Source organism: Thermoanaerobacterium sp. RBIITD, from assembly GCF_900205865.1.
GTDB lineage: Bacteria > Bacillota > Thermoanaerobacteria > Thermoanaerobacterales > Thermoanaerobacteraceae > Thermoanaerobacterium.
The window spans coordinates 2,498,650-2,521,119 of sequence record NZ_LT906662.1 but is presented as its reverse complement, the minus strand read 5'-3'; the positions used below and the strand labels follow the sequence as shown (position 1 = coordinate 2,521,119).

Annotated in this window: 25 protein-coding genes and 4 pseudogenes; 3 read left to right on the top strand and 26 right to left on the bottom strand. The window is 32.0% G+C overall.

The window, feature by feature from the left end:
• Positions 1-114: 114 nt before the first annotated feature.
• Positions 115-1,009, top strand: a pseudogene (locus tag CPG45_RS12100) (radical SAM protein).
• On the opposite strand, the pseudogene CPG45_RS18250 reads toward CPG45_RS12100, so the two are convergent.
• The 15 genes and pseudogenes from CPG45_RS18250 to CPG45_RS12045 form a co-directional block, all read right to left on the bottom strand.
• Positions 992-1,851: pseudogene (locus tag CPG45_RS18250) on the bottom strand (RluA family pseudouridine synthase). The pseudogenes CPG45_RS12100 and CPG45_RS18250 sit on opposite strands and share 18 nt — an antisense overlap.
• 153 nt (positions 1,852-2,004) lie before the next feature.
• Entirely contained in the window at positions 2,005-2,259 is a 255-nt protein-coding gene (locus CPG45_RS12090) for a hypothetical protein (protein WP_096232177.1), read from the bottom strand.
• Entirely contained in the window at positions 2,256-2,522 is a 267-nt protein-coding gene (locus tag CPG45_RS12085; protein WP_096232176.1) for a hypothetical protein, read from the bottom strand. Before CPG45_RS12085 ends, CPG45_RS12090 begins: the two co-directional genes overlap by 4 nt.
• A gap of 411 nt (positions 2,523-2,933) precedes the next feature.
• Positions 2,934-3,425: a hypothetical protein gene (locus CPG45_RS12080; protein ID WP_172856564.1), complete on the bottom strand. Its 492-nt coding sequence runs from the start codon at positions 3,423-3,425 to the stop codon at positions 2,934-2,936.
• A 393-nt stretch (positions 3,426-3,818) separates the two neighbouring features.
• The gene (locus CPG45_RS18510) at positions 3,819-4,226 is read right to left on the bottom strand and encodes a nuclease-related domain-containing protein (RefSeq protein ID WP_096232174.1); all 408 of its coding nucleotides are present in this window, start codon (positions 4,224-4,226) and stop codon (positions 3,819-3,821) included.
• A 35-nt stretch (positions 4,227-4,261) separates the two neighbouring features.
• Positions 4,262-4,558: a hypothetical protein gene (locus CPG45_RS12070; RefSeq protein WP_096232173.1), complete on the bottom strand. Its 297-nt coding sequence runs from the start codon at positions 4,556-4,558 to the stop codon at positions 4,262-4,264.
• Between the two features lie 4 nt (positions 4,559-4,562).
• The gene (locus CPG45_RS12065; protein WP_096232172.1) at positions 4,563-5,615 is read right to left on the bottom strand and encodes an HRDC domain-containing protein; all 1,053 of its coding nucleotides are present in this window, start codon (positions 5,613-5,615) and stop codon (positions 4,563-4,565) included.
• Positions 5,616-5,648: 33 nt separating this feature from the next.
• A complete protein-coding gene (gene rmuC, locus CPG45_RS17935) occupies positions 5,649-5,924 on the bottom strand; it encodes a DNA recombination protein RmuC (protein WP_197702859.1) in 276 nt (91 codons plus the stop codon).
• Between the two features lie 11 nt (positions 5,925-5,935).
• A complete protein-coding gene (gene rmuC, locus CPG45_RS17930; RefSeq protein WP_197702858.1) occupies positions 5,936-6,457 on the bottom strand; it encodes a DNA recombination protein RmuC in 522 nt (173 codons plus the stop codon).
• A gap of 9 nt (positions 6,458-6,466) precedes the next feature.
• Positions 6,467-6,787: a hypothetical protein gene (locus CPG45_RS17150; RefSeq protein WP_197702810.1), complete on the bottom strand. Its 321-nt coding sequence runs from the start codon at positions 6,785-6,787 to the stop codon at positions 6,467-6,469.
• Between the two features lie 400 nt (positions 6,788-7,187).
• Positions 7,188-7,768 (bottom strand): annotated as a pseudogene (locus tag CPG45_RS17595) (creatininase family protein).
• Positions 7,740-7,949 (bottom strand): hypothetical protein, encoded by a 210-nt coding sequence (locus CPG45_RS17135; protein WP_197702807.1) that lies wholly within the window; start codon positions 7,947-7,949, stop codon positions 7,740-7,742. Before CPG45_RS17135 ends, CPG45_RS17595 begins: the two are co-directional and overlap by 29 nt.
• A gap of 488 nt (positions 7,950-8,437) precedes the next feature.
• The gene (locus CPG45_RS17590) at positions 8,438-8,827 is read right to left on the bottom strand and encodes an aminotransferase class IV (protein ID WP_255405176.1); all 390 of its coding nucleotides are present in this window, start codon (positions 8,825-8,827) and stop codon (positions 8,438-8,440) included.
• Positions 8,828-9,319: 492 nt separating this feature from the next.
• Positions 9,320-9,514, bottom strand: coding sequence for a hypothetical protein (locus CPG45_RS17585; protein WP_231968735.1), 195 nt, complete (start codon positions 9,512-9,514; stop codon positions 9,320-9,322).
• The gene (locus CPG45_RS12045) at positions 9,498-10,472 is read right to left on the bottom strand and encodes a ketopantoate reductase family protein (protein ID WP_096232171.1); all 975 of its coding nucleotides are present in this window, start codon (positions 10,470-10,472) and stop codon (positions 9,498-9,500) included. The genes CPG45_RS17585 and CPG45_RS12045 overlap by 17 nt, the downstream gene beginning before the upstream one ends.
• A 579-nt stretch (positions 10,473-11,051) precedes the next feature.
• Between CPG45_RS12045 and CPG45_RS12035 the strand changes: the two genes are divergently transcribed.
• On the top strand, positions 11,052-11,768 hold the full coding sequence (locus CPG45_RS12035) for a transposase (RefSeq protein ID WP_157732396.1): 717 nt from the start codon (positions 11,052-11,054) through the stop codon (positions 11,766-11,768).
• Positions 11,769-11,873: 105 nt separating this feature from the next.
• Here CPG45_RS12035 and CPG45_RS12030 read toward each other — a convergent pair whose 3' ends face one another.
• From CPG45_RS12030 to CPG45_RS12020, 3 genes are read right to left on the bottom strand one after another with little or no spacing between them, the layout of a single operon-like run.
• Positions 11,874-12,608 carry a cyclase family protein gene (locus CPG45_RS12030; protein ID WP_096232169.1) on the bottom strand — a complete coding sequence of 245 codons (735 nt, stop codon included), beginning with the start codon at positions 12,606-12,608 and terminating at the stop codon, positions 11,874-11,876.
• Positions 12,609-12,636: 28 nt separating this feature from the next.
• Entirely contained in the window at positions 12,637-13,227 is a 591-nt protein-coding gene (locus CPG45_RS12025; protein WP_231968731.1) for an APC family permease, read from the bottom strand.
• Positions 13,145-13,567 (bottom strand): APC family permease, encoded by a 423-nt coding sequence (locus tag CPG45_RS12020; RefSeq protein WP_096232167.1) that lies wholly within the window; start codon positions 13,565-13,567, stop codon positions 13,145-13,147. The genes CPG45_RS12025 and CPG45_RS12020 overlap by 83 nt, the downstream gene beginning before the upstream one ends.
• A gap of 273 nt (positions 13,568-13,840) precedes the next feature.
• Between CPG45_RS12020 and CPG45_RS12015 the strand changes: the two are divergent.
• A pseudogene (locus CPG45_RS12015) lies at positions 13,841-14,659 on the top strand (IS1634 family transposase); the annotation flags it as partial.
• A 188-nt stretch (positions 14,660-14,847) separates the two neighbouring features.
• On the opposite strand, the gene CPG45_RS12010 reads toward CPG45_RS12015, so the two are convergent.
• The 8 genes from CPG45_RS12010 to CPG45_RS11975 form a co-directional block, all read right to left on the bottom strand.
• The gene (locus tag CPG45_RS12010; protein WP_096233601.1) at positions 14,848-15,357 is read right to left on the bottom strand and encodes a hypothetical protein; all 510 of its coding nucleotides are present in this window, start codon (positions 15,355-15,357) and stop codon (positions 14,848-14,850) included.
• 45 nt (positions 15,358-15,402) lie between these two features.
• Entirely contained in the window at positions 15,403-16,269 is an 867-nt protein-coding gene (locus CPG45_RS12005; RefSeq protein ID WP_096232166.1) for a hypothetical protein, read from the bottom strand.
• A gap of 154 nt (positions 16,270-16,423) precedes the next feature.
• Entirely contained in the window at positions 16,424-17,233 is an 810-nt protein-coding gene (locus CPG45_RS12000; RefSeq protein ID WP_096232165.1) for an Lrp/AsnC family transcriptional regulator, read from the bottom strand.
• Between the two features lie 185 nt (positions 17,234-17,418).
• Positions 17,419-18,147 carry a phosphoadenylyl-sulfate reductase gene (locus tag CPG45_RS11995; protein WP_172856560.1) on the bottom strand — a complete coding sequence of 243 codons (729 nt, stop codon included), beginning with the start codon at positions 18,145-18,147 and terminating at the stop codon, positions 17,419-17,421.
• A gap of 14 nt (positions 18,148-18,161) precedes the next feature.
• Entirely contained in the window at positions 18,162-18,908 is a 747-nt protein-coding gene (locus tag CPG45_RS11990; RefSeq protein WP_172856558.1) for an ABC transporter permease, read from the bottom strand.
• Positions 18,877-19,725, bottom strand: a complete 849-nt coding sequence (locus CPG45_RS11985) for an ABC transporter ATP-binding protein (RefSeq protein WP_223814578.1) — start codon at positions 19,723-19,725, stop codon at positions 18,877-18,879. The genes CPG45_RS11990 and CPG45_RS11985 overlap by 32 nt, the downstream gene beginning before the upstream one ends.
• Positions 19,726-19,736: 11 nt before the next feature.
• The gene (locus CPG45_RS11980; RefSeq protein ID WP_197702806.1) at positions 19,737-20,759 is read right to left on the bottom strand and encodes an aliphatic sulfonate ABC transporter substrate-binding protein; all 1,023 of its coding nucleotides are present in this window, start codon (positions 20,757-20,759) and stop codon (positions 19,737-19,739) included.
• A 22-nt stretch (positions 20,760-20,781) separates the two neighbouring features.
• On the bottom strand, positions 20,782-22,467 hold the full coding sequence (locus tag CPG45_RS11975) for a sulfate adenylyltransferase subunit 1 (protein WP_096232163.1): 1,686 nt from the start codon (positions 22,465-22,467) through the stop codon (positions 20,782-20,784).
• Positions 22,468-22,470: the final 3 nt, after the last annotated feature.

The following is a 22,470-nucleotide window of genomic DNA, read 5'->3' as shown; positions in this document are numbered from 1 at the left end:
ACTGAAATACTTGGGTACTTTTAGACTTTTAGTGTAACATAAACAGATAATTCGATAAATCAAAATTACTTATCTCCTGATTAATGTGTTAAAATACTTATTGAGGTGTTTTATATGATATCACAAAATTGCAACATATGTCCACGAAATTGTAATGTAGACCGCAGTACAGAGAAGGGCTTCTGCGGAATGTCAAACGATATAAAAGTAGCAAAAGCATATCTTCACAAATGGGAAGAGCCTTGCATAAGCGGTACTAGAGGGTCTGGAACAGTATTTTTTACAGGTTGTAATTTAAAATGCGTTTTCTGCCAAAATTATAAAATCAGCCAAAAAAATTTTGGAATAAATGTTTTACCTGAAAAGCTTGCTGATATTTTTATGAATTTAGAAAAATCAGGTGCTCACAACATCAATCTTGTATCGCCTACAATATTTATTCCAAAAATAAAAGAGTCTATAATCATAGCTAGAAATAAAGGACTCAATATACCTATAGTCTACAATTCAAATGCGTATGAAAACATAGAGTCTCTAAAAACCTTAGATGGCCTTATAGATATATACTTACCTGATCTAAAATATTACAGTAATGAAACGGCTTTAAAATACTCAAGAGCACCATATTATTTCAAATATGCTACAAAGGCGATTTTAGAAATGTATCGTCAGGTAGGTAACCCTGTCTTTGATAACGAAGGCATAATGAAAAAAGGAATGATTATACGTCATCTAATATTGCCGGGGAAATTAAATGAAACAAAAGAAATTTTAAAATGGATAAGTGATAATCTCCCTAAAGAAATATATGTAAGCCTTATGGGACAATATATCCCATATTTTGAAGCATATAAATATCCCGAAATAAACAAAAAAAATAAGCAAAAAAGAATACGAAGAGGCAATAGAATATTTCTTTGAAATAGGTTTAGAAAACGGATATGTACAGGATGATAAGAGCGCATCGACAAATTATATACCTGATTTTGATTTAAAAGGCATAGTCTAAAACGCTTTTCATATCCTCAGGCATAGGTGCATATATGAAATACACTTATTCAGAAATGGATGATTGAATGTGATTCTATATGCATGTAGTGCCTGCCTTTTTATATAAAAAGCATCTGAGCCATATAGTGTATCACCAATGATAGGATGTCCTATATGGCTTAAATGAACTCTTATCTGATGGGTTCTACCTATTTTTATCTCCAATTTAACAAGACTTAATTTCTCACTTCTTCTTAATACGCAAAAATCTGTTACTGCCTTATCTCCATCATCTCTAACCATTCTTTCAATGGTGCTTCCCGGTTTTCTACATATCGGCAAATCAATTGTCCCTTTTTCTTCTAGATTTCCATGGACTATAGCAACATATAATTTCTTAATAGGACATACTATTTGCAGATAGTTTTGCATAAATGGATTTTTTGCAAAAATGACTAAACCAGATGTATCTTTGTCAAGCCTATTAACCGGCCTTATTGAGGTTTTTATCTTATTTTCGGCATAATACCATGCTTACCCCATTAGCTAAAGTATTTTCGGGATATCCTGTTGTAGGATGAACTACAACGCCAGCCTCTTTATTTACAACAAGAATATCATCATCTTCATAGCAAATATTTAATTCAATTTTCTCTGGCTTTATAGATGTATTTTCATCATTTAAGCAAAGCTCAATAATATCCCCTTTTTTGATTATCCTATTTACCATTGATATTTGATTGTTTACTAAAATTTTCCGCTATGTTTATAGCTTCTAATGCGAGTCGACGAAAAACCCCTTTTTAATAAGATATCCTTAAGCAATAAATTTTTATCTTCTTCATTTGCAATTATCTTCATCTGCACGCACCAATTTTTTGATTTCTAATAGACTCTATTTAACCTATATGACTTATGTTTTTCATTGTTTAGTTATTGTGTTTATATTTATATATTAATGTCAGCATCACAAAAAGTATTTCTTAAATAGGACTTTTTATCAAACAATATTAATTAGCTATTTATAAATTTCTTTAGATAATTTTTAATTTCTTCGTCTGGCCATTCTGTGGTCTCCTTTAGACCTTTTTTGATAATTTCAATATATCTTGAAGAAGGTAAATCAATTTCATTTAGCCAGTCACCAGTTATTGTTAATATTTTAAATCCATCTTTTTCGCCTAAATCTACTATTATATTATACCAAGCTTTTCCTTCTTGCTCTTGAATTTCTTTAAATTGTTCTTCAGTTACCTTCCATAATCTCACGATGGTATGGAAATTAGTATTTTCTTCTTTTTTTTGGGAGTTATAAAAGCTACTCCTTTGTTATCCCATCTTGACGAATTTTTAGCAAAATATAATCTGTGGGGAATATACATCCAACCTAAATCTATTGGTTCTTTTTTATTAGTACAGCCTTTATATTCTTTTCCTTCATAGAAGCCACCTTTAATATAAGCTAAAAATCTTTCTTCTAATAAGTTAGATCCGTAAACAGCGTAAATAACTTTTTTCACCAGATTCAGCACAAAAGCCTCATCTTTTAAAAATTAGAGAGGTATGTGCCTTTTACCCCCTTTCATATTTGTATCTATTTATTTATAATCACATTTTAGCTTTCTTTTTCCTTAAACATATATTTTAAAATCTGTTTTCTATTTGTTGCGTTTAATTATAATATAATTGACCAGTTACTTTGATTTATTTAAAAATAATCATTTTCTTTGCAATTTTCTCATCTAGTTTTTCTATACTGCTTGCTTGGAGATTCCACTCATACAATTTATAAAATGGCGATGAATATATTTCACGTCCTGATACAACCTTAATATCTTCCAGTAATCTCCAGTTGCGTTTATAATCGCTTAAATTTATATTAAGTGAATCGCAAACAACTAGTGCTGGTATAATTTTATTTTTTCTCTTATAATCATTAAAATCTACAATATATACACAGATCCTATACTATCTATCACTTGATGATACTTTTCAGGCAACGGAAACCCTTTTGCGGGATATCCATGACTCATTCCAATTACTTTTACTGGCATCTTCCAATCACGAGGATAAATAACCGACAATACTCGTTCTCCGCGAAGATTGATTGCTTCATGGTTTCTGTATCGGAATGCACCAACCCTGATATTTATTCCTGGTGTATATTCTTTTATCTTTCTTGTAAGTACGCCACGATTACTATAGAAATTTAAATTTGAGTACAAATAAGAGTCATATGATACAAAAATATAAAAAGTAAATATCCCATTCCAATCCACATTAAGTGCTTCATTTATAAAGGCTTTCTTTTTATCTAGAGTCCAATTATCTATTGGAATCTTTACTTCTTCTACTGTCCAATCCATAAATTGGCTATCTAATAAATCTTTTTGTTCGGGCAGTATCTTTTTTGGTTCTTTGATAATAACTTTCACTTTCTTTTTTCCCTTCATCAAATTAGGTACAGGATACTTCATCTCTTAATAGCGCAAAAAGGAATGTACCTTTTCCTCCTTCCGTATTTGTAAAATTGAATACATCAGCTAAATCTGTATGCAATATGTTTTTTCAACATCACAAAGGAACTAGTAATGATGCTATATAGCAGTCTATCTTCGCCAATATTATTTCTTCTTTTTGCACCCGTCATACTAGACCTACACTCATTAACAATTAATTATAATTATGATATTACCTGAATAAGTTTGAGAAAGCACTATAAAAGAAAGTATAAAAAGAACTGTTAAAAAGACTGACAGAATCTTTTTATACACCTTTCACCATCGCTTACCATATTTTACATAAGCACATTATAGCATATTAATAGGTCATATTGCGTCATTTTTAGAAAGGACATCTGTTTTGTCTTCCCTATATAACAATAGAATTTTATTCTTTAAATACTCTATTGTATCACTATCCATATATTGTTTTTCATTTGTTATTTTGCTAATCAAATATTTTTTATTTATTATCATTATATTTTTAATTTCGGAATCCATTGGGACAAAGGCATTAGTAAATACTACGATGCCTTTCACAAAATCTACTCCTAAGAAATTTTTCAACCAAAATACATTTGAAAACATTCTGCCGAGAAATTTATATTTATATCCATTAATCAAAATATTATTATTTTTTATCTCCACTTTTCCACGGCTGCTTGTAGTTTCGATTATATAAACTCCCGTAGGACCAATTACAATATGATCTATCTTTTTGTTATCATAAAAGATATTATTAAAAACAACATATTCATCAGGTAAAGTCTCTAATAATTCTGTACTTCTTGTTCTCCTTTTGCACCATTAAAAGCATTTTTAATTTTTATGTCTAATTTATCATCAAATAATGGTATGAACATTGATAACAATGATCCAATAGAAAAAGCACCAAAAACATTTTTGACAACTTTTAAGTAAAAGTTTACTGAAGGGATTATTATATAAATTTCGTAAAAAATGTATGATAGTATAATTGAAATTAAAATGAATATGTACTTTATATAAACTTGTTTCTTTCCTATATTTTTGACATACTTTCCAGCTTTTCCATAACTTTGAGCCATAGCTTTATCCCCTTTTATTTAAAATTGATAAAATTTCATCCCCATATTTTTCTACTTTCTTTTGGCCAAACCCTTTTATCTGCAATAATTCTTCTTTAGTTTTTGGCATTTTTTCTATCAAAGAATTTAATTCTTCATTTGTAAACACCCAATATGCCTTTATATTTTCTTTTTTAGCCGTTTCTAGCCTATATTTTTTTAACATTTCATATATTTGGGCTTTATCATTACTTTTATCAGAACCTAAATTGTTATTTTTCTGTTCTTTTTTAGGTTCTTCTTTAATTTTAACATCTTCATTGTCAAGAGAATATTTTGCAGCGTAATTATACGTTATTGGTTTATTATTACTTATTAAATAATCTGCTATGTTATATAAAAATTTTTCAAGTAAATCTCTTTCATTTGATTTGTCTTCCAACTCTTTTTTAATTAGATTGACAATTTGGTCGTACTTATATATATTGTTTTTAATACTTTTAGGACATTTTGATTTATCAATGATAGTTTTAGGATTAGCTATGACGATTGCTGATTTTATTGGAAAATTTTTAATCAGTTTTTCTTTCGCTAATACTTCTTTTAATATTTTTACATGTCTTTCATTCTGTGATATTGGACTATACATGCCTTCTCTTTTAATTATTTTGCCGTTATCAGATTTTATAATGCGAATAAAATCTCCATCTTTAGTTATTTCTATATCTCCGCTTAATTTTTTAGTTTCTAAAACATACATAAATTTTCTCGTTATTATAATAAAATCGTATTGAGCAATATAATCATCATACTCAAGTCTTATATCATAAAGACAAAGCATTGGTAAAAATGAATTTTTCAGCTCATAATAAACATTTTTTTCGCCTTCCAATCCTTGTTTTAATAATTTTATGTCTTTTTCTATCAACCTTCTCTTTTCTGGTGAAACATTTTTTGATATTTCTATCAGGTCATTTAATTGCTTATTATCTGCGTCAAAATCTTTAATGAATATGGGCTTAGTTATTGTTCTTTTGCCATTTAGCATTGTATATATAGCATTATCAATAATTGACATTTTAGTTCCCCTCTCCTTAATACTGTCAATTTTCTATACTTTCCGATACAAGATATCTGATTCCATAATATCTTCTGGTTCCTCTAAATATTGAACTTCTGCATCTGGCAATTGTTCTACATCTTTAAGTTTACATTCCATTTTTTCTGTAGATTTTGTTGCTTTATCAATCGTATCATTAACTTCTTGTATTTTCTTTTGCGTTTTTATTAAGATACTCTTAAATTTTCCGAATTCTGTTTTAACAAAACGCAGTATATCCCATACTTCGCTTGTCCTTTTTTGAATTGCCAGTGTTTTAAAGCTCATTTGCAGACTGTTTAATATAGCTGATAATGTAGTCGGTCCAGTAATTGCAAAGTTTCAAGCAATCCTAGTATTCTCAAAACTTCAGCAAACAAACTTTCTGTTGGAAGAAAAATTATACCAAAATCAGTTGTATTCGGCGGACCAAGGTATTTATTATATAAATCGGCAGCCTCAGATTTAATTCTTTTTTCTAGTTGTTTTATGCTTTCATCGATCTTTTCTTTATTGCCTTCTTCCTCTGCATCCAATAATCTTTGATAATCTTCTTGAGGAAACTTTGCATCAATAGGAAGATAAACTATTTTATTATTGTCTTCACGCCCAGGTAATTTGATAGCGAATTCAACTCTATCTTTACTTCCCTTCTTAGTAATTATATTTTCAGCATATTGCTCTGGACTTAACATGTCTTCTATTATATTGCCAAGTGCAATTTCTCCCCATGTTCCCCTTGTCTTGATATTTGTAAGAGACTTTTTTAAATCATTTACGCCTGTAGAAAGACTTTGTACCTCTCCTAATTCTTTATACAGTGATTCAAGTCATTCATTCATTTTATTAAATGATTCACCGAGTCGTGTTTCTAGTGTATTATGTAATTTTTCATCAACAGTTGCACGCATTTGTTCAAGTTTTTCATTATTATCCTTTTGTATTGATGTAAGCTTATTTTCTATTGTTTCTCTCATTTGTTTTAGTTCTTGACTGTTAGTGGTGTTTAATTTATATATTTGATCAGCTATTTGCTGCAATTGATCTTTTTGAATTTTTGCCGATAATTCTAGATTTTGCTGTGTAGTGTCTTTAAGTGAAATTATTTGATTGGAAAATGTATCTAATTGGTTTTTATTTACATTGTTCATTGCTTACAATTGCTTGATTGTAATTGAATTAGTTCTGCCTAAAGTATCATTTATTTCTTTTCTGCTTTGGCTTAGATTATCCATAAGTTCTTTTCTATTTTGTGCTATTTCCGCTTTTAACACTTTTTCAAAATTACCTTTTGTAGATGATATCATTAAAATTATTGAAAAACAACATTTGTAACAAGTAATAAAATGATAAAAAACGTCATAATATTAAATCCTTTCTTTTGCTAAATTGTAAATTTGATATTTTATTCTATAATTTCATAATTCGTCATAATACCTTAATATCCTTCTTTCTTATATTAAATTTTTATAAATTTTCCCGCCAAAATCATAACCACCCATTAAACGGATGGTCATGATTTTGGAGTTGGTTTTAGCAGTAAAATCAAAATTAAATTAGTGATTTTTCCGATTTATAATTCCATTCATTTTCATCCATCTTTTTTATAAAATCTACTATAACGTTTATCAATACTTCTTCCATCCTCTTCCCTTTTTCTGGAGTAGCTTTTGTAGGATCCCCTGTAGCACCACAATTAGTAAGTTCAGCAAAATCCCACTTTATATCTATATAAGGTGGAAGACTTGGAACAACTCCTTTTGCATACTCCATTTCTACTAATTCTCCAAACATCCAAAGGGCAATAGATGTCTCTCCTTCCCCCCGCATGTCCAAGACCTCCCCATACTTCAAAGTCTCTTTGGTAAGTAACTGTCCTGCTGTGACCCACCATGCATCTAATGAAGCTATTTTAACTTCAGGATATTGCATTTTTACAGAACGTGTCGCAACCTCTATAGAAGCAATATTACCATCATACCCATTTACAATATAATTTTTGTAATACCATTTTTTATTACAGAAATCAAAATATCTTTCAATACTTCTATAAGTGTCTCTGCCCGTAAGGAAAGGGTAAATGGAAATCTACTATAATATTCACTATAACCTATTGATATTGGAGGAAGCACAAGAAGTCCTTCTACTCTTTCTGCGATTTTCAATACAAGATTTTATGATACCAGAGTATCTGTTCCCAATGGCAAGTGCTTCCCCATGTTTTTCACAAGACCCCACCGCTAAAATAGCCTTATCAAAATTGCTATTTTTATATGCATTTGCAGTCATCTTTAAGGCTTCCTTTGTGAACATACTTATTAGACCTCCTTCTTCTATTAAGTAAGTTTATTTTTCTTTAATAATCCCTCATTTTCTTAGTTTTACACATTTTAATTAGAAAATCTCGTATCTTAAATATAACATTAGAACACAAAATCTGCTTTTTGTTATATATAAAACCCCTGGCAACAGGGGTTTATAAATTAAGAGCTAATTGCAAAGTTGCTATATAATCTGATTGATAGAATTATCATAAATTAACTTCTTCTTACTGCATTACCTTTGAAAAGAGGTGCAATGGTTTTAAATGAGCTTTTGTAGGTATGGATGTAACTTCGAAGTATGTCAAGGTTTATATCTTTCATATCATCGATTGAGGAGGTAAATAATGTTTGTACTCATTTTTCTGTAAAAAATAACCATCATGGCTGCTATATTTATAATATCTCATGTTTTGGAGTGTTGTTGTAAATACAATATCCAAAAGGTTTTGATCAATATAGATAATTAAAATCATTTTATTAGATTTTACCGGCAACATCAAACCAGCCGAAGACATCTTTCTCTATACCATATTGAATACCAACCAGTCTTTTATAAAGATCTCTCGTGACCTTGCCAACTTTGTTGTCATTGATTATATTTTTTTCGCCTTTGTAGAAAAGCTCCCCAACTGGAGCTAACACGGCAGCTGTGCCGGTTCCACATGACTCTGTAAGAGTTCCGCTCTTAATATCACTTAACACTTCATCGATCGAAATATCTTTTTCTTCGACCTCGTAACCAAGTTGAGGAGCCAGAGCTAGCACGGAATCACGGGTTATACCCGGAAGAATGGAATCAGTCAGCCGTGGCGTTACAAGTTTATTGGCATAAACAAAGAAGATATTCATGGAGCCTGCTTCCTCAATATTTTTTTAAACATTCCATCAAGCCAGAAAACCTGAGAATAGCCTTTCTTTTCAGCTTTTGCTCCCGCTAGCAGGCTTGCAGCATAGTTCCGCCTGTTTTTACATTGCCCACACCGCCTGCACACGCTCGAATATAGTTTTCTTCAACATAAAGGCCGATCGGATTGAATCCACTTACAAAATACGGTCCAACCGCCGTCATAACAATGAAGAAGAGATATTTATCTGAAAATGGACACCCAGCTTTACGCCATTTCCGATCAGCGTTGGTCTGATATATAGGGATGTGCCACCACCTTTCGGAAGCCATCATTTGTCGATGTTCACGAGAGCTTTTACAGCTTCCTGTAATAAAACCACCGGCACAGGTGTCATGCAGAGGCGTTGAGCCGAACGATACATGCGTTTTGCGTTTTCTCCCGGCCTGAACAGCAGAATTCTGCCGTCACCCGCACAATACGCCTTCATTCCTTCAAAAAATTGCTGGGCATATTATATGATGACCGAGGCCGGATCATACGGCAAATCCTTGTACTTGGAAAGTTTCGCATTTGTCCATCCTGTGCTTTCAGTCCACTCCATGGTAAACATATAGTCGGTATAGACTTGCCCAAATCCAAGCTTACTATTGTCTGTGACAAGGGGTTTAAGCTCTAAATTGCTGATTTTCTCAATTTTTATATTCATCAATGCACCTCCCATGTAAAGATTTATTGTACATAAACATACCCTCTGAGGCTTTGATAATATCATATAACATTTTATTCACAGGTGTTTGGATGTTATACCTTTTGCCTAATTCAATGACAGTACCTGCAAAGATGTTCACTTCAGTCTGCCGCCCGGCTTCCATATCCTGAAGCATCGAAGTTTTTCCAATAGGGGAAAGTTTGTATAACATTTTAACTGCTTCATCAATATCTGACTCATTGAGATTGATTTTAGCCATCTTTGAGATGTTGACAACCTCCTTCATAGATGCAATCATAATATCCCTTGCTTCTTTAACATTTTGAAACACGCCATATGGTGCCCTGAGCACCGCCGAAACTTGGTTTACGCCAACATTGATCATGAATTTATACCATAACATCCTCATCATATCCTCTGGTATAGTATAGTTTATCCTTGTTCTTTCGAAAAATTCCTTTAATCTTAAAACTTTTGGCGTATAATGACCTGGAATATTTGTCTTTTCTCCAAATGAAATAATACCTAAGTTTTTAAAGGTAGTGGAGTTACCAACCCGTACAGCATCAATGCCGAGAGAAACAGAATAAAGCACCTTTTCAATTCCATAAGCTCTACCAATAATATCTTCACTTGTTATACCATTTAACAATGAAATAATAATAGTATCAGAGCCTACATGATTTTTAACTTGTTCAATAGCCTCATAAAGCTGATTGAATTTAACTGAAAAAATTAACAGATGAGCAGGTTCACATTTTTCTGAAGGATCTATCACTTTAAATCTGTAATTAATACCATTAACATTAATACCATTTGCCTTGTATTTTTCTGCACGCGCACCATCTGCGATTACACTGATGTTTTCATTGGAAATAAATTTTGACATTTGGCTCAAATAAGTGCTGCCAATTGCTCCCAAGCCAATAACCGAAACCTTTTCAATTTTATTCATTCTATAAATATTCACCCTCTTATTGATTTTAAATTAGACTTATGCATATCTCAAAAGCCTTGATTTAAGCTATTTCTGAGATATGCTTTTTTCTTATCACCCTAAAAATTTTTATCTGATATGTAAGGTTTCCTACCTTTTTTGTTAAATTATAGTATTATAAGCATCATTAAGCATTAAAGGAGGAAAACCTACATGTACCAGCTTCAACAAGTTTTAAACCTTACAGACCTTTTTACTTCTCAACCTAAAATTGATTTTTATTCTTCTTTATTTAGTAATCTTGATTTATCTCCCATTCCTAATTCCCGCCTTCTAAATTTGGCCCTATAGGCTATTCTCGCCATGCTCTCTTTAGCTTAATTGTTATGAAAGCTGAGAAATTCGGTGAGATTTCTGATCTCATTGATTATCTTCGCAATAATTTTATTATTGCTCACCTCTGCGGATTTGATATTACTAAAAAGCTGCCTTCTTATTGGACTTTTGAGCGTTTCCTTAAGAATTTTGACCATAAATATTTGTCTTATGTTATGCAGAATTAAGTAAATATTCTTAAGGATTTTGGCCTTATTTCTGGTGAATCTATTTCTTTGGATTCTACCCCTATTAAGGCTAATACTAAGTTTAACAATCCTAAGTATTTTTCTAAAAATAAATTCAGATAATCAGCCTAAGTCTGACAAGGATTGTAAACTTGGTGTTCATACTGCTTCTAATGATTCTTCTAATAAAAATTATGAGTTTTATTGGGGATATAAAAACCACATTATTATTGATTGTTTGTCTGGTCTTCCTATTGCTGAAGTAACCACTCCTGCTAATATCCCCGATTTTGATGCTGCAATTCCTCTTTTATCTGAAACTAACAATTGGTTTAATCTTGAAGGTGTCAATTTCATTGCTGACAAAGGCTATGATGTTAAGAAAGTCTATAATTTTGCAAGAAACACCCTCCGTGGCCATTGTTTTATCCCTCTTAATAAGAGAGGTTCTAAAAAGCATAATTTGACTAATGATGGTCATGTTGTTTGTGATGCAGGTATTCCAATGATTAAAGATGGCAAAGAGTATTTTGATGGTTTTATTAAGCAAAAACATCGTTGTAAATACTATAAATCAAAAGATGATTCTCTTTGCCCATGCCATCATCCTAAATACTTCAATGGCAAAAAGTACAGAGGTTGCATTAAATATACTTCTATATCTACTGATTACAGGTCTTCAATCGATAGTATATTTTTTAGCCTTTATCATTTATATAACCTGCCTATTCTGGTTTTTATTTTGGATTGATTTTTTGATTATGCTCATATCTAATTTTAAATAATTTATATTGTGTGAAAAAGTAAGTTAAACCACAACAACGTATAGACTACTATAAGTCTGTCACTTAATTGTTTATGGCAAGATTGCAAAAGCACGAACTGGAAAACCTGGCGCTTTTTCCGCCTTTGGTACAATGCAGAAGATAATCGCTCCAATTGGAGGACACTGATCAAGATTGGTCATTACCTCAAGCTGGAAATGATTTGTTCTCAAAATGTAATCTTCACAAACAAAGCCTGTTTTACGCTGATTGATCGGTGCATCTGTATCAAAAGGCTCATGCCCGCTTGCTGCAATTTTACGTTCTTCGTACAGGAATTTCAACGCTTCCAGATCCCATCCAGGATAATGAGCATTGCCTTTTTCATCTGTATTGGTATATTGATCTTGATTAGGCCACCTTTTGCTCCAATCCGTTCTCATTGCAACAAAGCAACCTTCAGGAATTATTCCATATTGTTTTTCCCACTCAAGAATACGCTCTTTGGTCAGAACATAATCCGCATTGCTCGCCGTTTCTTTCGAACAATCTATTACAACAAGCGGAAGTACCATTTCCTTGAGACTTATTTCATCAACATAGCGCAATCCGGGGGCAAAGTGCACCGGGGCATCCATGTGAGTGCCATATTGGCCAGGAAAAGTGAATTGTTTGACGAAAAACCCATCTTTATGAGTGAAAATTGTCTCAAACTTAGCAGGATTGAATCCCGGAAAATGTGGAGTATCGGGACCAAATCCTTGGGTTAAATCGACCCATTTGTGATTTTTCAGTTTTACTAGTAAATCCCATAGTTCAGTACTCATTTTCAAAACTCCTTTATATTATATTTTTTTAGATTTCTACTGATTTTCTTGATTGCTGTTGATGCTTGTTTCTTCCAATTGGCTCCTGCTGAAAGTGGTAATAATGACACCTATAAGAATCCATACAATTACAACATAAGGAGGAAGGTCCATCGGGCAAGTTGGAACCGGATAGATGCTGGAATAGAATGAGAAAATAAATACCATACATGCAATGACTGGAAAAATCAGCTGCCATGTCCAAATCTTTCTCTTGCCAAAATATCGGATTTTTGCTTTCCTCCCCGAAATTTGAGGCAGCTTCAAAACCGCCAAAACAGAGAATTGCATAGACAATGCCAGTACCATAATTTAAAAAATTTTTCCCATTTTCGCTGACGCTGAAAGGAATAAAATTCAAGCTTTTTGTAAAACTTATCTCACGTAGAATAACGAGTGAAATTCCAATCACTAAGATAATAGAGATACCTTCTACGAGCAGCATAATATTTGAACTGAGCTTTATATCTGTAAATGCAATGAACCAAATGATCAGTTCACATAGAATTGCAAAAATCAGCCATGGAACTTTTGCACCTGAAATGTTGAATAAAGTTACTGCATAGTGAGCCAAACGCACAAGAACAGCCACATGCGAAACAAAGATATGCAAGAGATAGAATCCATCCAGAGACAGATGCAGCATTTTTGCCCCATGATTTTTTAATAAATGTGTAAACAGACCCTGCGGAAGAAAAATATTGATTGAATTTAATAAATGAAAGAGTAACAAAACCTACCAATATGGCAGAGATAAAAAATACGGTACTAACCGAAAAGGATACTTGTTGTGCCATTAGCCCAACATTCATTGACATAGCAAAAGTTGGTGCAATAATTGCAACTGACAATGCAACAACTTCTAAAAAGTTTAATGCATCTTCTTTAAGTGTGTTAAATGTACTTTCTTTAATACTCATTTATATATCACCCTTTCTAAAATTATATAGGGTGTCCACTCATAAAAGAACAAGCACCCTTACCCAGTTTTGTATTTAAAAATAAAAGCTTATAAATGCATAATGCACTCATAAGCTTCATTGCCTTATTTTTATATAGATATTTAATTTATCACTTTGTCTTTTTTTTAATTTTATCATAAAAAAACATGAAATGTCAACCCTAATTTTACAGCAAAACTTAAAGTGATGTAACCCGAAACCATTTATTCTACTAATGATTTCGGGTAAATTTCTGTTCGTGGTGCAGATAAAGATTTTCAGGATTATGTTCTTGATGAAAATGGATATATTAACAAAGGTAATGGTTTTAAAATTAAATCAAGACTTTATCCTAGGGAAATTCAAGTGACTGCAACGAATGGTAAAAAGATAAAAAAGGTAGTACATGAAAAACAGGTTATTTTCTATAGTCCTGAATATGCAGCAAAGGCCAAGCAAGATCGTGCTGCTGTACTAGCTAAAGCAATGGACCTGATTAAAAATCCTGGAAAGTATAATAAATCTATATCTTATGGTGCAGCCAAATATGTGAAAAACCTTACATTTGATGCTGATACAGGTGAAATATCTGAGAACGTACATCAAAGCTTGACTTTTGACGAAGAAAAATTACGTGAAGAAGAAAAATTCGACGGTTATTATGCTATTGTTACAAGTGAATACAAAGAGACACCTGAGAAAATCATTGAGATGTACCGTGGACTTTGGAAGATAGAAGAGTCCTTCAAGGTAACAAAAAGTGATTTTGAGAGTAGGCCAGTTTATTTATCGTTGAAGGAGCATATTGATGCTCATTTTCTGACATGTTTTATAGCTCTTGTAATTGTAAGGATACTGGAACACAGATCGAAGGGCAAATATTCAGTAACAGAAATGCTTGAAAGCTTAAGTAAAGCATCTTGTAGTCATGTTAAGGAGAACTATTATCTTTTTGATTTTTATAATGATGTACTTGAAGATATCGGAAAAGAGTTAAACATTGATTTTAGTAAAAAGTTTATGACACTTGGAGAGATTAAAAAAATTTTAGGAGAAACGAAAAAAAGTTAATTTTCACTACATCTTTGGGACAAATTTAAAAAGCCCGAAACCCTTTATTTTAAAGAGGTTTAAGGCTTTTTTTATCTCTTTTTGCTGCAAAAGTCAGGTAATATAATTAGGAAATTTAAAGATTGCTGTTTTAGCATCATAAGAGAGCAGGATGTAGGGATCCTGCTCTCTTTAGTTCTAAAATATTTTTATTTTCCAGGCTTTTTAATAAGTTCAAGATTAGCTGTTCCATTATATTTAGTATCAAATACATATATATCAAGGATATATTTTTCTTTTGATATATCCTTTTTAATTACTTTGGGTTCGGTAGTAGTGCTGGAAACCTCAAGATAATATGAAAGATAATTTGAATCAGGATTATATCCATAGACAACAACAAGAGTTTCATATTGCTGAAATTGATAAACCCATACCAAATCTCTTTGCTTTATTGATGCTACTGATCCTCCAAAGTATTTCCCATCTCTAAACAAATCTAAATAAACATTTTCTCCATCTTGTCCGAGGAAACCTGAAAAATACTCGTTTGCCTTTTGTAACTTGATATCATAACTAGGTTTATTTGAGTATTTGTCTCTCAAAATTTCTTCTGGGTTCATTGTCTTTGTAAAAAAATATTTGCCGACAACGATTAAAAACATGGCAGCAATTACTAATAGACCAATTAGTCTAACAATATTCTTATTCCTTTTCAAAGCATCACCTCTATTATTTCCTACACATCTAAGCAATATATACCATCAATATATTAGAGAACTAGCAATCTGCCAAGATGCGCTGGAATTAGTTAATGTGATACCAACATCAGTTAGTGAGAAGTTAAACGAAGGAACAGTCTCTGCCCATGTATGAACATACTTGCTAACCCACTTACGTGTACCAGAACTGCTATCATTACGACCATTGCTCGCCAGTATAATTTCTCCTGATTCCTCACCAAAACCCCAAACAACACTGGAATAAGCTTCGTCTTTCTTGTAAGGTCCAGAACAATCACCAAAAATGGTTGAAGACGTCAATACATATCCATTCGGCCATGTAATAGTCATAAAGTCATCATTATCATTTGCAGGACCATTGCTGCCATACTGCCCACCATTCCATTTCCCTATTGATTCAGCATATAATGCTGTAGGATCATAGTTATCATATCCAACAAGAGTATATAACGTAAAATTTCCTTTCACTGTTGGTGTTCCAGATGCAGCATTTGGATTTGCAATATTACCTGAAAGTCTCTCAACATCTTCTATTGTCATAGGCACAACACCGGTTTTATTGTTAGGATCTTTTGAATCTTTTAAGTAAACTTTTGTCCAACCTATAGCAACTGGTGTTTTACCTTCACCCATATATTTAGAGAGAATGTCTTGTATATCTGGATCATCTAGTTTCTGTGATAGTTTCTGTGATTGCTCGATATTAGTGCTTTTCTGGATTTCGATTCGACCATTTTCATTTGTTAATTTAACAGAGTCAAAAATAACCTGGCCTTTTTCCTCATAAAAAGGCGAGGAATCTGTTTGAACTTCTGATGCATATATACAATTAAATGTAGAAACTGATAGAAGCATAACAAGAAGTAGTAAAACTAATTTTTTCAACATTTTAAAATATCACCCCTTTATAACATTTTTAACAGCTTGTAACGTTACTAACTGTTAATTAGTATTATAAAGTTTAATTCAAAATATGGAAAGTCTCTTTGTAACCTTTTTTCAGTCATCGATTAAATATAATATTTTAAGAATTATATTAATTTTATAATATATCCCCATAACAGTTTATAATCCTTAAATACACAGCATTTATAATTAATCGAATATCATTATTTACATTTAACAAATTATAAAGTTTATTAATCCGTCTTCTTAGTGTTCTCTCCGAAATGCCCATTTCTTCAAGCACTGCTTTTCTCACACCATTACGTAATAATGATGATAGAATTAATGCATCAATATCATCAAGACCCACATATATTTGCGAGATCTTCTCGCTTTTAATGGATATTTTTTCTTCAAGAAAAGAAACTATATTTTTAAGAAGTGTATTTTGATGAACAATGTTGTTAATTCCAATTCGTGAAACATCAAGATATCCAATTACTCTACCATAGTAACCATCCCTAATTGGCATTGCCGTACAATACCAATCCTTTAACAGGTAACAATAATGATCATTACCGCATAATTCAGTTAAGTTATTATATTTCATAGAAAGATTTACTGCATTAATCCCACAATCTTCAATTCGTAAACTATTACCTTCTTTAAAATTCAGCTCTTTAAAATAATTAGTCAACTCATTATTATTGATAATTTTTATTATATATCCATTTTTATTACACAAAATAAAAAAGTACCCTCTTTTGAGAAGAGACTCATATCCAACAAATCTTGCAATAGCATTATAAAGCATTGATATCAAAAAATTGTTTTTCTTTTTTTCATATTTCAATTCTTCATCATTAATCGAATTATCAAAAATATGTTTGTTTGGATCAATATTTATATTATATGTTTTCCTTTTTGTGTCAAAAAAATCCTTTTCATATTTTGATTCATTATACATTGATATCAACTCCTCTATCACTTACACTTATATTATATATATTTTCTATAAAAGTATAGAAATTCCTTCTAAAATTTTTATCAAATTTATAAAGTTTTGTACGTTTATGCATCAAAAATCAAAAAAACTCGTTTAAATTTATGCATCTAAACTGCATAGCTTAAACGAGTTTTTATGGTTTTTGCTTATTCAACAGTTTTATTTTGAATATGAAGTCCACATTCTTTTTTATCAGGGTCCTCCCACCACCATCTTCCGCTTCTAACATCTTCTCCAGGCTTTACAGCCCTTGTACAAGGCTGACATCCAATGCTTCTGAAGCCTTTATCATAAAGGCTGTTGTAAGGGATATTTTCTTTTTTTATATAATCCCAGACCATATCTTCAGTCCAAAATGCAATGGGATTTATCTTGTATATAGAATGAACGTAGTCCCACTCAAATATATTTATATTCTCACGAGTTACAGATTGTTCTCTTCTTAAGCCACATATCCATCCATCAACCGTAGCAAGAACTCTTTTTAGGGGTTTTACTTTTCTAATTTCACAGCATTTTTTCCTAAGATCAACGCTTTGGTAAAAAAGATTTGGACCATATTCTCTAATTAGTGGTTCTAAGTCCTGGCTTTCAGGAGTATACACTTCGTATTTAAAATGATATCTCCTCATTGTTCGTTCCATCAGATCATATGTGGATTGAAAGTGTCTTCCAGTATCGATAAAAAATATCCTTGCCTTATTATCAATCTTCAATAGTATATCTGTTAAAAGCTGATCTTCTATTGAAAGACTTGAAGCTAATGCCACACGTGATGCACCAATTTTATCATAAACATACTTTATAATTTCAAATGGGCTTTTATTTTTATATTCATTGTTTAATAATTCAAGATCTAATTTGTCTATGTTCATTATTTTCACCTCTTCTATAAAACTTTGCGCATATTCAATCCCCATCTATATCTTATTGAGCCTTCTATTCTTCCAAATACAAATTTATCTATGACTAAACCTAAAATTAAAATTACAAGCATAACAGCAACAACTTGGCTTATGTCAGATAACTCTCTTCCAACCATAAGAATCTGTCCAAGTCCTGTTGTAGCTACCAACATTTCGCCAGAAATCAAGCTTCTCCAAGCAAATGACCAACCCTCTTTAAGCCCTGATACAATATTTGGAAGCGCTGCAGGAACAATCACATTTGAATATAATTTATATCCTTTAGCACCCATTGTCTTCGCTGCTTTTAAATAAATCGGATTTATATTTTTAATGCCTGAATCTACAGCAAGGCTAATGGAAAATATAGATCCAACAGCTATGACAAAAATAATTGAACTTTCATTGAGGCCAAACCAGAGAATTGCAAAAGGCAGCCATGCAATGCTAGGTAAAGTTTGGAGCCCGAGAATTAATGAACGGAAATTATCATCTATATATTTAAAGCGAACCATCAACAATCCTATTGTAGAACCAATTACAACCGATATGAAATACCCTATGATAAGTCTTTTCAGGCTGGCTAAAATTGCAATTAACAGTGTATTATCCTTTAATAAGCCTGTTATGGATGTAAAAACTGAAATTGGAGAAGGAAACATGTAAGGCTTCCAAACATTTAAAATATCTGCGCCTATTTTATAGACCAATTCCCATATTGCTATCAACATTAGATAGAAACAAATCCTTTTCAACACTCCAGCCGCCGTCATATTCAGATTTTGCAACTTTCTCTACCTCCTCCCTTAACTCATCCATTATTTCCCTTACATAGTAATTTACGTCCGGACTTTCTGGTTTTCTTGGCCTAGAAAGTTCTATCTTAAATTCTTTTTTAACTCTTCCTGGATTTGTAGACATTACGACAACGCGATCCGCTAATACCACCGCTTCTTCTATATTATGTGTAACAAAGACAATTGTCTTTTTTGTGTCCATCCAAATCCGCTGTAATTCCAACTGTAAAATATCCCTAGTTTGACTGTCAAGGGCTGAAAATGGTTCATCCATTAAGAGCACCTCAGAATCAATGGCTAATGCTCTTGCAAGTGCAACACGTTGCATCATACCACCAGACAATTGATGAATATATGAGTCTTTAAATTTTGTAAGATGAACCATTTTCAAATATTTCATAGCTCTTCTTTTTCTTTCCTCTTTTTTTATGCCCGCCATCTTCATCCCAAATTCTACATTATCTATCACTGTGAGCCAAGGAAAAAGGGCAGGTTCTTGAAACATAACTGCTCTATCAATACCTGCATCCTTTACTACACTACCATTTAAAATAATTCTACCGCATGACGCACTTTCGAGGCCGGCAATTATATTAAGTAGTGTAGACTTACCGCAGCCAGAAGGACCTATGATGCATATAAATTCTCCTTTATTTATTAAAAGATTCACATTGTCCAACACTATATTTGTTTTTAAATCTAGCATAAAACTCTTCGATATATTCTCTATGACAAGGCTCAAATTAAACACCTCTTAAATATCTATTTGATATTCCCTAAAATTTTATTTAGCAAACTAGTATCTATCATTTTATTGACATCTACATCATTTTTAAGAAAACCTGCTTCTTTTGATAGATTAATGTAATCATTAATTGAACTTTTTTCTGGATCAACTGTTACTTTCAATCTGTTGAAAGACGTATTAAGTATATCATTTGGCAATGGCTTCTTTGTCAATTCATAGATTTCTTTATTGATACTTGTATAGGCTTCACTCTTGTTCTTATTTATATAATCTGTCAGTTGAACATGTGCCTTTAAGAACTCTTCAACAATATCTGGATGCTCTTTTAAAAATTGTGTTCTGACCACAACTACTGTAGTTGAATAATCACCACCTCTTAAAATTTTATCGTAATCAAGCACTACATTTGCATTTATCTCTTTTATGAGTATAGATCCCCATGGCTCAGGCACCAACGCTGCATCTATATCTCCTTTCCCCATTAATGTCTCAATATCAGGGTTCTCTGCCTGCCTTATTTCGACAGTACCTCCTTTAGTTGTATCCTTTAATCCATATTCATTAAGAAGATGACGAAGAGTTAAATCTTGTGTATTTCCAAACTGTGGAACAGCTACTTTTTTGCCGCTTAATCCTTTTACATCATCGATTTTCAGATCTTTTCTTGATACAAGCACTTCACCGCCATTTGCAGCACCAGAAATTATCTTAATAGCACCATTTGATTTTGCAAAACCGTTTATGGCAGGTCCCGGGCCTATATATCCTATATCAATTTCATCAGCTAACAACGCTTCTATTTCAGATGGCCCTGCATTAAATATTTTCCAATCAATCTTTGTCTCTCCAAGTGCCTTTTGAAACGCTCCATTTTCTTTACCAAGCAATCCTTGCGCATGTGTTATATTTGGAAACAATCCTATCCTAACCGTTGATACCTCACCATTTCCCGATTTATTTGAACAACCGGTAGCTAAAATTAAAATTCCTATAATAGTAAATAAAGTTAAAATTTTAAATTTCATATGTTTATTCAATGTACCAACCTCCTACATATATTTAAACTGCTTTATATACAATCCGCTTATTAGCCATGGGATCATACCACTTGTTTGCAAAATCAACTAAATCGTATTTTGACTCCTTAAAATCATTTTTAAAATTAATAAAATCATCTTGATTTTTTACCTTTGCCAAAAATCCATCACTGCTATATACAGGATAACCTTCATACTTATACTCATTTAAATTGATTAAATCAATCAACTTACCATTCCTTATTAATGCAGATAGCTCAATATTTAAGTCAATGACATCAAAATTATCAGGGTAATAATATGTGTCTCCATTTACAGGCAAATCATCACCTATTTTATAGGATTTTCTTTCAACAGCTACTTTCTTTATCTCGTTGTATGGTATTAAATAATAATATTCATCAAAGCAGGTTATTGGAAGTTCCACATTTCCTTTTACAAATTTATTTGCTGCATCTAAAATCTCTAGGCCATTTATAATTCCCCCACCACTTATATCATAACCATCTACAATAACAAATCTCCCTGTTACATGATTATTTCTAAATTCATCAAAACAAATTTTATCTTTAGTCTTTATCACAACTTCAGCGACTTCATTAGTATTTACTTCTTTTGCGTTGTCATTGGAAAAAAGCGTAGAAGCATCTATAACTTTGTTAATTGCGGCTATTTCACATTCTGTCTCTTGTGTAACTAATTTAAGTTTATATCTTTTATTCATTGTCAGCCTTTTTTCACCCATCCAGAATATATTCGCCTTAAACGTATCTCCTACCAGCGGAGCTTCATCGTCCTTGCGGGTTATAAATTCTCCCCTTTTATAAAAAAACTCATCAAAAAGCGTAATTCCGACTGACATTCCCGCTTCAACTTTTGTCGTCTTGTCTTTTTCTTGCCAGTATTCGATGGTTTTTATTTTAGACGTTCTTTTACTTGGATATATTACTATTTCATCTCCCACATTAAGTACGCCAGATTCTATCCTGCCAGCAATAATCCTTCTATTGTCAAATTTATAAACGTCTTGTATAGGTAACCTCAGTGGTTTATCGATTATCTCTTTATCCTTTTCAAAAACATCTAAAGCATCTAAGACTGTATCACCTTTATACCACGGCATTTTTTTTGACCTTAAAGCTATATTCTCACCATAAAAAGCGGATACGGGTATATATTTTTGTGGAAAGACATTAATGCTTTTTAAAAAGGTATCCATATCGCTTTTTACATCTAAAAATTTTTCTTCCGAATAATCTATTAAGTCCATTTTATTAACTAGAACATAAACTTTTTTTATGCCCAGCAATGAAAGAATGTATCCATGCCTTTTTGACTGTTCTCTTACACCTTCATTGGCGTCGATAACAAGTAACGCAGCTTCTGCATTAGCTGCACCAGATATCATATTTTTTAAAAATTCTACATGTCCCGGTGCATCTATTATTACGTAATCTCTTTTTTTTGTATGAAATTGAATTTGCGTTGTATCGATGGTTATACCTTGTTTTTGTTCCTCTTCAAAAGCATCTAATAAATACGCATATTCAAATGGCTTACCAGTTTCTTTTGATATTCTTTTTACTTTTTCAATTGCCCCCTCCGGCAATGACTTTGTATCGTATAAAAGCCTTCCGATAACTGTCGACTTTCCGTGATCAACGTGACCTACAACAACAATCTTAAGAGTCTCCCTAAACTTAAGCATGTA